13 protein-coding genes are annotated in these 13,714 nt (G+C 74.4%); 3 read left to right on the top strand and 10 right to left on the bottom strand.

The genetic code is table 11. From position 1 onward, the window contains the following. Positions 1 to 28 precede the first annotated feature (28 nt). Both ACFXKG_RS34475 and ACFXKG_RS34480 read right to left on the bottom strand, forming a co-directional pair. Positions 29 to 433 (bottom strand): nuclear transport factor 2 family protein, encoded by a 405-nt coding sequence (locus ACFXKG_RS34475; protein WP_384847343.1) that lies wholly within the window; start codon positions 431 to 433, stop codon positions 29 to 31. Positions 434 to 545: 112 nt separating this feature from the next. Then, entirely contained in the window at positions 546 to 1,835 is a 1,290-nt protein-coding gene (locus ACFXKG_RS34480) for a CAP domain-containing protein (protein ID WP_384847345.1), read from the bottom strand. A 171-nt stretch (positions 1,836 to 2,006) separates the two neighbouring features. Between ACFXKG_RS34480 and ACFXKG_RS34485 the strand changes: the two genes are divergently transcribed. Then, the gene (locus ACFXKG_RS34485) at positions 2,007 to 2,327 is read left to right on the top strand and encodes a DUF6191 domain-containing protein (RefSeq protein ID WP_384847347.1); all 321 of its coding nucleotides are present in this window, start codon (positions 2,007 to 2,009) and stop codon (positions 2,325 to 2,327) included. A gap of 84 nt (positions 2,328 to 2,411) precedes the next feature. Here the strand turns inward: ACFXKG_RS34485 and ACFXKG_RS34490 are convergent, their stop codons facing one another. The 8 genes from ACFXKG_RS34490 to ACFXKG_RS34525 all read right to left on the bottom strand — a co-directional run bounded on the left by ACFXKG_RS34490 (position 2,412) and on the right by ACFXKG_RS34525 (position 10,927). Further along, positions 2,412 to 3,659: an exo-alpha-sialidase gene (locus ACFXKG_RS34490; RefSeq protein ID WP_384847349.1), complete on the bottom strand. Its 1,248-nt coding sequence runs from the start codon at positions 3,657 to 3,659 to the stop codon at positions 2,412 to 2,414. After that, positions 3,659 to 4,453 carry an HpcH/HpaI aldolase/citrate lyase family protein gene (locus tag ACFXKG_RS34495; protein ID WP_384847351.1) on the bottom strand — a complete coding sequence of 265 codons (795 nt, stop codon included), beginning with the start codon at positions 4,451 to 4,453 and terminating at the stop codon, positions 3,659 to 3,661. The genes ACFXKG_RS34490 and ACFXKG_RS34495 overlap by 1 nt, the downstream gene beginning before the upstream one ends. Positions 4,454 to 4,530: 77 nt before the next feature. Further along, positions 4,531 to 5,511, bottom strand: coding sequence for an aldo/keto reductase (locus ACFXKG_RS34500; protein ID WP_382898008.1), 981 nt, complete (start codon positions 5,509 to 5,511; stop codon positions 4,531 to 4,533). Next, positions 5,508 to 6,521, bottom strand: coding sequence for an ATP-binding cassette domain-containing protein (locus ACFXKG_RS34505; protein ID WP_384847353.1), 1,014 nt, complete (start codon positions 6,519 to 6,521; stop codon positions 5,508 to 5,510). Before ACFXKG_RS34505 ends, ACFXKG_RS34500 begins: the two co-directional genes overlap by 4 nt. Then, positions 6,518 to 7,402 (bottom strand): ABC transporter ATP-binding protein, encoded by an 885-nt coding sequence (locus ACFXKG_RS34510; protein WP_384847355.1) that lies wholly within the window; start codon positions 7,400 to 7,402, stop codon positions 6,518 to 6,520. The genes ACFXKG_RS34505 and ACFXKG_RS34510 overlap by 4 nt, the downstream gene beginning before the upstream one ends. A 3-nt stretch (positions 7,403 to 7,405) precedes the next feature. Next, complete coding sequence (locus ACFXKG_RS34515; RefSeq protein ID WP_384847357.1) at positions 7,406 to 8,392, bottom strand: ABC transporter permease; 987 nt, start codon at positions 8,390 to 8,392, stop codon at positions 7,406 to 7,408. A gap of 3 nt (positions 8,393 to 8,395) precedes the next feature. Beyond that, positions 8,396 to 9,325 carry an ABC transporter permease gene (locus ACFXKG_RS34520; protein WP_384847359.1) on the bottom strand — a complete coding sequence of 310 codons (930 nt, stop codon included), beginning with the start codon at positions 9,323 to 9,325 and terminating at the stop codon, positions 8,396 to 8,398. Positions 9,326 to 9,328: 3 nt separating this feature from the next. Further along, positions 9,329 to 10,927 (bottom strand): ABC transporter substrate-binding protein, encoded by a 1,599-nt coding sequence (locus ACFXKG_RS34525; protein WP_384847361.1) that lies wholly within the window; start codon positions 10,925 to 10,927, stop codon positions 9,329 to 9,331. A 240-nt stretch (positions 10,928 to 11,167) separates the two neighbouring features. On the opposite strand from ACFXKG_RS34525, the gene ACFXKG_RS34530 reads away from it, so the two are divergent. Continuing rightward, the gene (locus ACFXKG_RS34530) at positions 11,168 to 12,619 is read left to right on the top strand and encodes a four-carbon acid sugar kinase family protein (protein WP_384847363.1); all 1,452 of its coding nucleotides are present in this window, start codon (positions 11,168 to 11,170) and stop codon (positions 12,617 to 12,619) included. Further along, on the top strand, positions 12,616 to 13,665 hold the full coding sequence (gene pdxA, locus ACFXKG_RS34535) for a 4-hydroxythreonine-4-phosphate dehydrogenase PdxA (protein WP_384847365.1): 1,050 nt from the start codon (positions 12,616 to 12,618) through the stop codon (positions 13,663 to 13,665). Before ACFXKG_RS34530 ends, pdxA begins: the two co-directional genes overlap by 4 nt. The last annotated feature ends 49 nt before the right edge of the window (positions 13,666 to 13,714 follow it).

Consider the following 13,714-nt stretch of genomic DNA (forward strand, 5'->3'; position numbering starts at 1 on the left):
GTCACCTCGTCACCCCGTCACGCCGTTCTCAGGCCCTGGCGATGGTCCTGCCCGGCATCGGCTCCGCCAGCGCCGTCCGCCACGCGGGCGCGCCGAACGCGTCCGCGAAGTACTGCGTCTCGTGCACCACGTGCCCCTGGGCGAATTCCATGACGCTCACCGAGTACGCCGGCACCCCGTCGTAGGTGATGACACATTCGCTCACCCACAGGTCCCCGCCACCGGTGATCCGGTGGACCGTGAAGTGCCGGTCGGCGGGGTGCCCGCCACGCTGCGCCGCGATCGCCGCGCGGCCCCGGAACCGTTCACCCGACTGGGGGTAGTCGAGGATCGCGTCCGCGGCGTAGACGGCGTGCTCGGCCTCGGTGTCCCCGCGTTCCGATGCCCGCCAGTGTTCCTCGATGGCGGCCCTGGTCCGGATGTCAGGATCCATCACGTCGTCCCTTCTGCGGGTCCCCGCTGCGGGCGGCCGACGCGATCCAGAGTAGACCGCCACCCGGCGGACGCGACCCCTCACCGATCCGCAGGACCGAGGCCTGGGGTCTCTAGCCGGAGCCGCCGAAGAGCTGGGTCCAGTACGTACCGGCCGGGCCGCCGTCCGCGAAGCCGACCCCGAGGTGGGTGTAGCCCGGGGTGAGGATGTTCGCCCGGTGGCCGGGGCTGTCCATCCAGCCCTGGACCACCTCGCGCGGGCTCCGCTGGCCGCACGCGATGTTCTCCGCGATGCCCCGGTGCCGCGCCCCCGCCGCGGCGGCGCGGTCCCAGGGCTGCAGGCCCTCCGGTGAGGTGTGGGAGTAGAAGGCGCGGGCCGCCATGTCGGTGCTGAACGCCTGCGCGGCCGTCGTGAGACACGGGTCGTCGGCCAGCGGCCCGAGCCCGTGCGCGGCGCGTTCCGCGTTGGTGAGGGAGCGGACCTCGGCGGCGGTCGCCGTCAGGCCCCGCGCGGTGAACGGCCGCGCCCACAGCGCCGTCCAGTACGTCTCGCCGGAGCCCGCGTCCGTGGCACGGCCGAGGGCCGCATCGGTGAGGTCCGCGTCGTACAGCGGCGCGCTCCTGGCCCGGTCGGCCAGGCAGTACTCCACGAACTCGGCATCGGTCCGGGGCCCGGAGACGAGGTGCTGTTCGATCCGCAGATAGCGGTAGCCGCCCGCCGTGACACGCTGGAACACCGAGACCCCGTCGGCGCCCTCCGCGTCGAGCCGCCCCCGGCGGGCCATCGCCGCCGCGTGGGTCCGCGCCGCCGCCGTGAGCCGGGCGTCCAGGGTGAGCGGCGGCAGCCCCGCCGCCTGCCGCCGGGCCCGGACGAGCGCGTCGAACCCGTCCCCGGCGCCGGAAGCACCCGGCGCGGCCGGTTCCTCCGCGACGTCCACGCCGAAGTCGCGGGCGATCCCGGCCAGGCCGTCCGCGTACCCCTGCCCGAGCGCGCGCAGCTTCCAGCCGGTGCCACGCCGGTAGATCTCCGCCAGCAGCAGCACCGTTTCGTGCGTCGGGCGCGCGGGCGTGAACCGGGCGAGGACGCCGGGGCCCCGTCCGGTCACGGTCATCGCCGGGGCGGGCAGCGCGGCGAGCGGCGTGCCCGGATCTGCGGCGCCCACCACCACCGTGAGCCGGCTCGCACCCGCGCGCAGTCCGCGCGGGTCGACGCTGAGCCCGCCGTCCGGCAGCAACCGGGCGCCCGGCGCGGACGGCTGGTTGTAGAAGACGAAGTCGCCGTCGCCCGCGACCTTTCCGCTCTCCCCGGTGATGAGCACGGCCAGGTCGAAGGGGCCCGGCACCCGGATCGACAGCTCCGCGTCCGGCAGGGCCAGATTCCCGCCGGCCGTCAACTCGCTCATGGGTACCGCCTGTCCGGTCGAGGGCCACACCGGCCACACCGGCCCTGACGGTCCGGCGTGACGTCGTTCCGTGAACGTCCGGACGGAGCCGTCCGGTTCCCGTGCGGTCGTCGTCCTCGGAGCGCCGTCCGGTGCTTCCCGCGGCTCCGGGCCCTCGCCCATACTGGGGCGATGCAGACCGTGGTGTTCATGACGCTGCCCGGACTGGTCATCGCGCTGACGGCGGTGGCCTTCGTCGACCAACTTCTGCTGCGCGCCGGGCGGATGGGGATGCTGCCCTGGCGCAACGGAGCACGGCAGGGGCAGATCTCGGCCACCGGCTTCGAGCAACTGCACGCGAGCTTCTCGCCGGGCAAGCAGAGCGAGTTGAAGGAGCGGCAGTCGGCGCTGCTGCTCCGCGACGACGAGGAGGACGGCGCCCCGCCGCACCGGACCACGGTGGATCTGGACGGTGGCACAGCGGTCGTCCGGCTGCCGGGCACCAGAGGCTAGGGACGGTTGTCCCGTAGGGCGGACGTCGCCGGGCGGTGCCGGACCCTGGGCGGGGCCGGACCCGCCCGGCGACGTCCGCCTCCGTCAGCCGGACAGGTGCGCCTCGGTCCACTCCGGCGCCAGCCTGACGTACTGGATCGAGCGGCGGTGCCGGGTGAACGCCACATGCAGCGTTCCGTCCGCGGACCGCGCGACCGACGGGTAGGACAGTTCGCGGTTGAGCCCGTCCCGGGAGTTGTTGGTCAGGCAGTAGCCGTCACCGGTGGCCAGGTCGTGCCGTACGGGCCAGGTCAGCCCGCCGTCCGACGACACGGCCAGGGTCAGCGGAGCGCGCGGAGCGCCCCAGAAGGCCCCGCCGCCGTCGGGGGCGCCGGCCGGGGGCGCGGCACCGCCGCCCGCCGGGGGCGCGTCGCTCACCCCTTCGTCGTCGATCTCGTCGTAGAGGGACTCCCGGCGTTCGGTGGCGTCGGCGGCGCTGCTGTGGTTGTGGACCAGTGCGAGCCGGCCGTCGCCCAGCGGCACGAACTGGATCGACGAGTTGTTGTTGGGCACGGCCACCGGCGCGGGCGCGCTCCAGCTCTCCCCGTCGTCCACCGACACACTGCGGTGGACGGCGTCCGCCCGGCGGCTGCGGAACAGTGCGACCAGCGAACCGTCCGGCAGCGGATGGACGTTCATGTGCACCAGCCCGGTGGAGGCGGGCACCGGCCGCTCCGTCCAGCTCTCCCCGGCGTCGTCACTGACCATCACGGAACTGGTGTCCCGGCCGCCCGACCAGCGCTCGCCCGGCGTGGTCAGGCACCGGAACACCGGCAGCAGCCAGCGCCCCGACGGCAGTACGGTCACCGGCTGGCGTACGAAGACACCGCCCTCCTCCGTGGCCGGGAACAGCACCCGGGACTCGCCCCAGGTCGCCCCGGCGTCCCGGCTCACCCGCAGCCGTACCTCTGCGGTGTCCTGATGGCCCGCGCGCTGCGCGGTGTGCAGCAGCCACAGGTCGCCGGAGGTCGCCGGGAAGAGGACCGGGTTCTGCTCGGAGCGGCCGGAGTCACCGGAGAGCCGTACCGGCTCGGACCACGCCGCGCCGTCCGGGGCGAGCCGCGCGAACCAGACGGAGATGTCGGCGACGCCCTCCTGCGTACCGGCGAACCAGACGCAGCCGAGGTCGCCGCCGGGCAGCACCATCAGGTTCGCGGCGTGGTTCTGCACGGCGGGCGCGGTCAGCCGGGCCTCGGCGCGCCCCGGTTCGGTGGGGTACGGACGCAGCACACCGTCCGCGGCGTCCGCCTCCCCGTGGCCCTGCGCGGTCACCTGCTCGGTCCCGGCGGCCATCAGGCGTCCCGGGCCGGGCGGGCGTCGGCCAGGTGACGGCCGGCGATCTGTTCGAGGTGGGTCAGATCGCTGGAGACGGTCGCGAAGGTGAACCCCTCGGCCAGCCGCCTGGCCGCGCTCGCCCCGTCCGCGTTGTGGATGCCCGCGGCGATGCCGGCCGCCGCGGCGGCCTCCCGCACGGTGACCAGCGCCGCCTCGAACCGGTCGGCCACCGCCGGGTCGGTCGAGGTGGCGCCGCCGATGGCGATCCGCAGGTCGGACGGGCCGACATAGATGCCGTCGAGCCCTTCCGTGGCGCAGATCTCCTCGACGTTGGCCAGCCCCTGCGCCGTCTCGATCATGGCGAGAACGACGGTCTGCTCGTGCGCCTCGGCCGGGTTGGGGCCGATCCGCAGGGCCGAGCGCATCGGGCCGTACGAGCGCCGGCCGAGCGGCGGGTAGCGTACGGCGGCCACCGCGTCGGCGGCGTCCTGGGCGGTGTCGACGAGCGGCACGATCACCCCGGCCGCGCCCGCGTCGAGCGCCTGGCCGATCGGCGCCGGGTCGTTGGCCACGACCCGGACCAGGCCGACGGCGGTGGACCCCTTGGTGTCGATGGCGGTCAGCGAGGTGAGCAGGCCCTTGTACTCGATCAGACCGTGCTGCGCGTCGAGCGCCACGTAGTCGTAGCCGAGGCGCGCCACGCGCTCGGTGGAGACCGGGGAGTCGAGGACGGACCAGTAGCCGACGAGCTGCTCGCGGGCGCGCAGCGCGGCGGCGAAGGCGGCGGGCGTACCGGACGTGTCGCGGGTCATGGTGAGGGCTCCTTGAGAGCGAGGGGGCGAGGGCGGTGTACGGGGTGGGGTGCGGGGGCGGCCCAGGGCCGGGCCGGTCAGCGGTGGTACGCGGGCATCGGGCCGCGCAGCGCGGCGCCGACCTCGTCGCAGGCCGTGGTCACGTCCGCGGGCAGCGGACCGGCCTGCGCGGCGGCGATGTTGGCCCGCAGGTGCTCGGTGCGGGAGCCGCCGAGCAGCAGCGCGTCGGTCGAGGGCCGGTCCAGCAGCCAGCGCAGCGCCAGTTCGGTGAGGGGGATGCCCGCCTCGGAGGCGATCCGGGTGAGCTGCTCCACGGCGGCGAAGAGCCGCTCGTCCCAGTAGCGCTCCCGGTACATCGCGGCCAGCCGGGAGTCCCCGAACCGGCCGGAGTCCGGTGTCCGGGCGAAGGTGTGACGGCCCGTCAGCAGACCGCCGCCGAGCGGGTTGTAGACCATGGTGCGCAGCCCCGTGACGGCCGCGTACTCGACGTACTCCTCCTCCAGGCGGCGTGCCAGCAGATTGTGGAGCTGCTGCGCGACGACGGGGCGCGGCGCCCCCACCTCGTCGGCGGTGCGGACGAGTTCGGCGATCTGCCAGGCCGAGTGGTTCGAGACGCCGAGGGCGAGGATCTTGCCCTCGGCGACGAACTCCGCGACGGCGGTGAGGGTTTCGGCGATCGGCGTGGCCCGGTCGGGCTGGTGGAGGTAGAACAGGTCGACATGGTCGGTGCCCAGCCGCTCCAGGCTGCCCGTCAGCGCGGCGCGCATCCCGGCGGCCGAGAGCGGGGCGTGCCCGTCCTGGTCGGGGTGGGGGATACCGGCCTTGGTCGCCAGGACGATCCGGTCGCGGCGGCCCGGCAGCAGCTCGGCGAGGATGCGCTCGCTCTCACCGCCCGCGTAGCCGTTCGCCGTGTCGACGCCGGTGACGCCGGCGTCCAGCGCGGTGTCGAGCATCTCGGCGGCGCCCGCCCGGTCGACGGTGTCGCCGAAGGTCATCGTGCCGAGCACGAGCCTCGACAGGGGGCGGGGGAGCTGCGGCAGGTCGATGCCGGTGGTCACGAGCGGTTGCCTTCCGGTGCGGTGGTGGGCGCCGCGACGGCGCCGGTGGCGGGTGCCGCGGCGGCGAGGGGCGGGTCCGCGCGGAGCGCGGGGTTGAGGACGTGCCGGGGCTTGACGCCCAGGACGGTGGTGGGGTCGAGGGCGGCCCGGCGCAGCGCCCGGGTGTACGGCTCGGCGGGGGAGGCGAGGACCTCGGCGGTCGGACCGCGCTCGACGACGCGGCCGGCGTTCATCACCACGACGTCGGTGCTGATCTCCCGGACCACGCCGAGGTTGTGGGCGATGACGAGATAGGCGATGCCCGTCTCGCTCTGGAGCTCCCGCAGCAGCTCCAGCACCTGGGCCTGGACGGAGACGTCGAGGGCGGAGGTCGCCTCGTCGCACACCAGCAGGTCGGGCCGGGAGGCGAGCGCGCGGGCGATGCCGATGCGCTGGCGCTGCCCGCCGGAGAACTCCGGAGGCCGGCGGTGCAGCGCGGTGGCGGGCAGGCCCACCCGGTCGATCAGCTCGGCCGCGCGCCGCGCGCGCTCGGCCGGGTTCCCGACGCCGGAGAGGCGCAGCGGCTCCGCCACGATCTGCTCGGCCGTCAGATGCGGGTCGAGCGAACCGTACGGATCCTGGAAGACCATCTGTACCCGCCGCCGCAGCGGGCGCAGCCGCCGCTCCGGCAGCGCCGCGATGTCCGTGCCGTCCAGCACGATCCGGCCCGACGCGGGCTTCAGCAGGCGTACGAGCGCCCGGGCGAGCGTCGACTTGCCGCAGCCCGACTCGCCGACGACGGCCAGCGATCCGCCGCGGTCCAGGGTGAGGCTCACCCCGTCGACGGCGCGCAGCGGGCCGTTCGCGGTCGGATACTCGACGACCAGGTCCTCGACGCTCAGCAGGGGCACGGCGGCCGACCCGCCGCGCTCCCCGGAACCGGGCCCTGTCCCGGCTCCGGTTCCTGCTCCTGTTCCCGCTCCTGTCCCGGCCGCGGATCCGGCGCCCGCGCCGTTCGTGGGGGCGCTCATGCCGTCGCCCCCTGCCGCGCGGCGCCGGACGGCGCGTCCTCGTCCCAGGTGCCGAGCCGGGGCACGGCGGCGAGCAGGGCGCGGGTGTACGGCTCGGCCGGCTCGTCCACGATGCGCGCGGCGGATCCCGATTCCACGAATCTGCCCTCCTTCATGACATGGATACGGTCGGAGACGACCCGGGCCACCCCCAGATCATGCGTGATCATCAGCATCCCGAGGGACTCCTGTTCCTGTAGCTCCATCAGCAGATCGAGGACGCCCGCCTGCACGGTGGCGTCCAGCGCGGAGGTCGGCTCGTCCGCGATCAGCAGCTCCGGCTCACCGGCGAGCGCGACCGCGATCAGCATGCGCTGCAGCATGCCGCCGGAGAACTGGTGCGGATACGCCTTCCAGCGGGTCTCGGGACGCGGGATGCGGACCTGCGCCAGCAGCTCCGTCCCTCTCTCCCTGACCTCCGCGCGGGACAGCGCGGGGTGGCGCAGCCGCAGCGCGTCGCCGAGCTGGCGGCCGATCGTGTGGACGGGGCTGAGCGCCGTCATCGGGTCCTGCGGGATCAGCGAGACGGTACGTCCGCGCACCGCGCGGGCCGCCGCCGGGTCGGCGAGGACGTCCCGTCCGCCGATCCGTACGGCGCCGGACAGCACGGCGAGCCCTTCGGGCAGCAGCCGCAGCACCCCCATGGCGGTGGTCGACTTGCCCGAACCGGATTCACCGATCAGGGTGACGGTCTCACCCCGTCCGACGGTGAAGCTCACCCCGTCGACGGCGCGGACCACTCCGTGCGCGGTGATCAGTTCCACCTGGAGGTTCTCGACCTCCAGCAGCGGGGCGGCCGTGCCGCCCGGCGCGTTCTCCGGCGCGTTCGCGTTCTCGGGCATGGCTCAGGCTCCCTTCTTGGCGCGCGCCAGGCGCGACCCGCGCGGCACCCGCGCTCCACGGGGCGCCTTGACCGCCCGCGTACGGTCGCGCAGACCGTCGCCGATCAGGTTGACGCCGACCACCAGCAGGGCGATGACCAGGCCCGGCAGGGTGACCAGCCACCAGGAGGTGGTGATGTAGTCCTGGCCGTCGGAGATGATCCGGCCCCAGGTCGCGAACGGCCGCTGCGGGCCCGCCCCCAGGAAGCTCAGCGCGCTCTCCAGCAGCACGGCCTGGGCGAGCAGCAGCAGGACGACCAGGCTCGCCGGGCGGATGACATTGGGGATGACATGGCGGCCGAGGACCGACCAGCCGCGCAGCCCCAGTACGCGGGCGGCTGCGACGTACGGTTTCTCCCGCTCCACGAGGACGAGCGAGCGGGTGAGCCGCGCGACCTCCGGCCACTGGGCGACCGCGATCACACAGGTGATGACGGTGACGGAGGGGCCGAAGAGGGCCACCACGAGGAGCAGCATCATCAGCAGGGGCAGCGCGAGCTGGGCCTCCAGCAGCCGGGAGACGACCGTGTCGACCCAGCCGCCGAAGAACCCGGCCGCCGCGCCGGCAGCCACCCCGATCACCCCGGAGACGAGGACGGCGAGGATGCCGACGGTCAGCGACACCTGGCCGCCGTGCAGGATCCGGGAGAGGAGGTCACGGCCGAGCTGGTCGGTGCCGAAGAGATGGCCGTCGCTGAGCGGGGGCAGCCGGCGCCGGGACAGGTCCTGCGCGTCGGCGCCCGGCAGGGGCAGCAGCGCGGCCAGCGCGACGGGCAGGACGACGAGCGCGGTGCAGACCGCGCCCGCCCACAGCTTGAACCGGGCGCCGCGCCGCTGCCGGGTGGCGGTGGCACGGGCGAGATCACGGGCGGTGACCGCGCTCGGCCGGGCGCCGGCGGAGGAGGCGGTGCCGGAGGGTGAGGAGGCGGCGGTACGCGGGGCGGTGGTCATGTCTCAGGCCGCCTTTCCGAGGCGCACCCGCGGGTCGAGCAGCGGGTAGGCGAGGTCGACGAGGAGTTGGACGAGGATCGCGAGGACCGCGGTGACCAGGACGGTGGCCTGGATCAGCGGATAGTCCCTGGTCTCCAGGGCACGCACCACGAGCGAGCCGACGCCGGGCCAGCCGAAGACCACCTCGACCACGACGACGCCGTTGAGCAGCGCCGCGAAGCGGGTACCGAGGGCGGTGATCAGCGGCACCCCCGAGTTGGCCAGGGCGTAGCGCCAGGTGAGGGTGGACTCGGAGAAGCCGCGGGAGCGGGCGACCGTGATGTACGGGGAGTTCAGGGCCGTGGTCATCTCGCGCCGTACCAGCCGTGAGATCAGGGCCAGTTGCAGGATGGCCACGGTGACCGTCGGCAGCACCAGACCGCTCCAGGAGGTGAACCCGGAGGCGGGCAGCACGGGCAGCAGCACGGCGAAGACGGTCAGCAGCATCACACCGGTCCAGAAGTCCGGCATGGACTGACCGGTGATGGTCAGGACGTTGGCGCCCAGCTCGCGCTTGGAGTCGGCGCGGCGCGCCATCCACACCCCGAGCGGCACGGCCACCACGGCGGTGACCGTGATCGCGGACACGGCGAGGGTGATGGTGTACGGCATCCGCTCCAGGACCACGTCGAGGGCCGGGGCGTGGAAGGAGTAGCTGGTGCCCAGGTCACCGGTGAACAGGTCGCGCAGGAAGATGCCGTACTGCGTGAACAGCGGCTGGTCGAGGCCGAACTGGCCGCGGATCCTGGCGAGATCGGCGGTGGTCGCGTTGGGAGCGGCGTAGGCCGCGGCGGGGTCGCCGGGCGCCATCCGGACCAGCAGGAAGACCGTGGTCAGGGTGAGGAAGACGGTCAGCAGGCTCTGGCCGAGCCGTCGGGCGAGATACTTCGGCACGGCTCAGCCCTCCAGCCGCACGGCGGACAGGTCGTAGGAGTTGATCGGCAGCAGTGACAGACCGCGGACCCGGGCCCTGCGGGCCAGCAGGGTCTTCGGGGCGAAGGCCCAGAGGCTGGGCCAGGTCTCCCAGACGGCCTTCTGGACGACCGCGAGCTGCCGGTTGCGCTCGGTGTCGTCCACCTGGGTGGAGGCGGCGGTGAGCTGTTTCTCGACGTGGGGGACGATGTACCCCATGAAGGCGTCGCCGGTGCGGTCCTTCGCGGCGGTGCCGCCGTACATGCCCTGGAGCATCGTGAGCGCCTGGCCGGTGGGGCTGCCGTAGCCGTTGCCGATGACGTCCCAGTCACCGGCCTTGCCCTGGCGCCAGGTCAGGATGTCGCCGCCCGGCTCGAACTGCTGGAGGGAGACGCGGACGCCGACCGACTTCAGCATGTCCGCGACCGCCTCCATGACGGAGGCGTCGGCCGCGAACTCGCCCGACTCCCAGATGAACCTCATCCGCAGGTCCGTGGCGCCCAGCGACCTGAGCAGGGAGCGCGCCTTCCCGGGGTCGTACGCGTACGACCCCGTGCGCACCGCGCCTTCGAGCGCGAGCGGGACCACCCCGCCGGCCTCCTCGGCCGAGCCGTTCAGCACGTCCTCGACGAGGGCCCGGCCGTCGATCGCGTACGTCAGCGCCTTGCGCACCCGGGCGTCGGCGAGCGGACTCCCCTCCGGCTTGCGGAAGTTGTAGAAGAGCTGGCACATCCGGACACCCGAGACCTGTTCGACCCGGACGCCGGGAAGCCCGGTGAGCTGCTCGGCCGAGTCCGGAGTGAGGGTGTCGACCACGTCGATCTCACCGCTGCGCAGCGCGACGACCCGGCTGGACTCCTCGGGGACGAACCTGACCCGTACGGTGTCGATCCGCGGGCGCGGTCCCCAGTACCTGGGGTTGCGGCCGAGGGTGTACTCTCCGGCGCCGCCGTTCGCCTTGAGGACGCGGTACGGACCGGAGCCGAGGCCGCTCTGCAACTCCTCGGGGCGGTTCGCGGCGGCCGGTGTGATGTGGATGTTGGCCATGAGCCGGTCGAGGACCGGCACGGGCTTCGCGGTATGCAGCAGGAAGGTGCGGTCGCCGGTCTTCTCCACCGTGGGCAGTTCGGGGAAGAGGCCGAGGAGGAAGGAGCCGGTGACCTTGCTGTACATCTTCAGGGCGGTCGCGACGTCCTCGACGGTGACGGGGCTGCCGTCCGAGTAGCACACGCCGTCCCGCAGCCGCACCGCCCAGGCGGTGGGCTCCGCCATCTCGAAACGGTCGGCGAGTACGAGGCGCGGCTTCATGCCGGGGCCGATACGGGTGAGCGCCTGCCGCACGGCGCGCTGGACGGTGACCGCGGCGTCGAACTGGTTGAGCTTGTTGTCGAGGCTCACCAGCGAGCGGTTCAGGCCGAGGGTGAGCGTGCCGGGGCCGGGGGCGCCGGTGGGCCCCGCGCAGGCGGACAGCGGGGCGAGGGCGAGGCCGGCGCCGCCGACCGCGCCCCAGCGCAGCAGGGTGCGGCGGTCGACCGCCGCACGCGGGGGAGCGTCGGGGGGAGCGCTCTGAGGAGTAGGGGTCATCGTCGACCTTCTCGGGTTCCGGGATGCGAGCGGCTCCTGGGCCCTGTCCAGCGACCGGGGCCCAGCTGTCGGTGCCGGTCCGGCCGGCACAGTGTCCGGCCTGCTCCGCATCAACAGGTGTCGCGCCGCACAAGGTGGCACGATTGCGTGTTCTGCGCAAGAGGTCTCGCGCACTTCGCGCAACCTGTGCCATCATCGGGCACCGAGGCAGCCCGCCCCGGGTCGCCCGAGGAGGTATCCGTGTCCCCTGAGCCGGCCGGACCCGAGCCGCACAGCGAGTCCGAGCCCCTCCGCGTGCCCGAGCCGCGCGGCCGACCCCGCACACGGCGGGTGCTCGCCCTCGCGGACGACCTGTCCGGCGCCGCCGAGACGGCCGCGGCGCTGCGCCGCCCCGCCCGGATCCTGCTGGGCCCCCCGGGGCCCCGGGACTCCGCCGCGGTACCCGACCCCGGCGTGGCGCTGGTGAGGGACCTCGACACCCGGCAGCTCGACGCCACCTCGGCCGCCGCCGCCGTACGGGAGGCCCTGCGGGGCGTCGCCGACGACACCGTCCTGTTCAAGAAGACGGACTCCCTGCTCCGCGGCAACCTCGCCGCCGAGGCCGCCGCCTACGCGGAGGGCGCCGCGGCGGTCGTCATCGCCCCCGCGCTGCCGGTGGCCGGCCGCACCGTCCGCGACGGCGTCGTCCACCTGCGCGGCACCCCGCTGCACGCCACGGACGCCTGGCGCGCCGAACCGCTGCCGGCGCCGTCGTCGGTCGCCGCCGCGCTCGGCGACCCGCGGACGGCGCCGGTCCCGCTCACCGTCGTACGCGGCCCCGCCGCCGAGCTGACGGAGCGGCTGCGCGCGCTCGTCCGGGCCGGGCACCGGCCGGTGTGCGACGCGGAGACCGACGCGGACCTGGACGCGATCGCCGCCGCCGCGCTCCGGCTGGGACCGGGCGTACGGCTGCTGGGGACGGGCGGGCTCGCCGCCGCCCTCGGCCGCCTCCTCGGCGTGGCCGACGGCCTCGGTGGAGGCTGCGGTCCCGACGGCCTCGACGGTCCCGACGGCCTCGGCGCCGACGGCGTGTCCCCGGCGGGGCCGGCCCGGGGCGCGGCCCCGGCGCAGGACACCCCGCCTGGCACGCCGTCACCGGACGCCCCGTCAGCGGAGCACGCCCGTACGCCCGCCCGTCCGCTGCTCGTGGTCGTCGGCACCGCCGAACCCGGCGCCGTTGCGCAGATCGCGCAACTCGTCGCCGCCGGGGCGCGTCACACCGCCCTTCCGGCGGAGCTGCTCGCCGCGCCCGGCGCCTGCCTCCCGCTCACGGTGGCCCCGGGCGCCGTCACCGTCGTCGGCGTGGACCCCGCCCAGGGCATCCGGCCCGGCGCCGCCCGCCAGGTGGTGGCCGGTCTCGCCCGTACCGTCGCCGCCGCGTGCGGCCCCGCGGATCTCGTCCTCACCGGGGGAGAGACGGCGCGCCGCGTCCTGGACGCCCTGGGCGTCGCCCACCTCGTCCCGGTCGGCGAGATCCACCACGGCGCCGTGCGCTCCCTCGCCTCCGACGGCCGTACGGTCGTCACCCGCCCCGGGAGCTACGGGGACGCCGGATCCCTGCTGCTCATCGCCCGCGCCCTGCGGCCGGGCGATCGACTCCCGTCGACCGAACCACCCGTACCGTCACCCGTACCGCAAGGAGAGTTCCTGTGAACGCAGCCCCGACGACCGCCCCCGCGGAACCGGCCGACAGCGCCGGCCCGCCGCTCCCCATCATCGCGGTCACCATGGGCGACGGCGCGGGCATCGGCCCCGAGGTGATCGTCCCCGCGCTGCTCCACCCGGACACCGTGCGCCGCTGCCGCCCCGTCGTCGTCGGCGACGCCGCGCGGCTGCGCCAGGCCGCCGACATCCTCGCCCTCACCTGCGAGATAGTCCCCGTCGAGACCCCGGAGCAGGCCGAGTTCACCGACGGCCGCATCAACGTCATCGACCTCGGACTGCTCCCCGCCGACCTGCCCTGGGGCCAACTCTCCGCCGTCGCGGGGGACGCGGCCTACCAGTACGTGCGCGTCGCCGCCGAACTCGCCGTACGCGGCGCCGTCCAGGGCATCTGCACCGCACCGCTGAACAAGGAGGCCCTGCACGCGGGCGGCCACCTCTACCCCGGACACACCGAACTCCTCGCCCACCTCACCGGTGTCGAGGAGGTGTCGATGATGCTCTCCACACCGAAGGTGAAGGTCATCCACGTCACCACGCACATCGGGCTGATCGACGCCGTCCACCGGATCGAGCCCGGCCTCGTCGAACGGACCGTGCGCCGCGGCCACGAGGCGATGGTGCGCGCCGGTGTCCCGGCACCGGTCATCGGTGTGTGCGGCATCAACCCGCACGCCGGGGAGAACGGCCTGTTCGGCTACGGCGAGGAGGAGGAGAAGATCGTCCCGGCGATCGAGGTCCTGCGCGCCGACGGCATCGACGCCGTCGGGCCGCTCCCCGCCGACACCGCCTTCTTCCTCGCCTCGCGCGGCGACTACGACCTGATCGTCGCCATGTACCACGACCAGGGCCATGGCCCCGTCAAGGTCATGGGCATCGAGGCGGGCGTCAACCTGACCGTCGGACTGCCCGTCATCCGTACCTCCGTCGACCACGGCACCGCCTTCGACATCGCGGGTACGGGCCGGGCCGAGGCGGGCAGCATGGTCGAGGCGCTGCGCCAGGCCGCCGAGATGGCGACCGCCCCGGCCCGTTGACCACCGGCCGCCCCGTCGGGGCACCCCCGCACCGGAGGACACAGGAGTG

Source organism: Streptomyces sp. NPDC059255 (assembly GCF_042752355.1).
Taxonomy (GTDB): domain Bacteria; phylum Actinomycetota; class Actinomycetes; order Streptomycetales; family Streptomycetaceae; genus Streptomyces.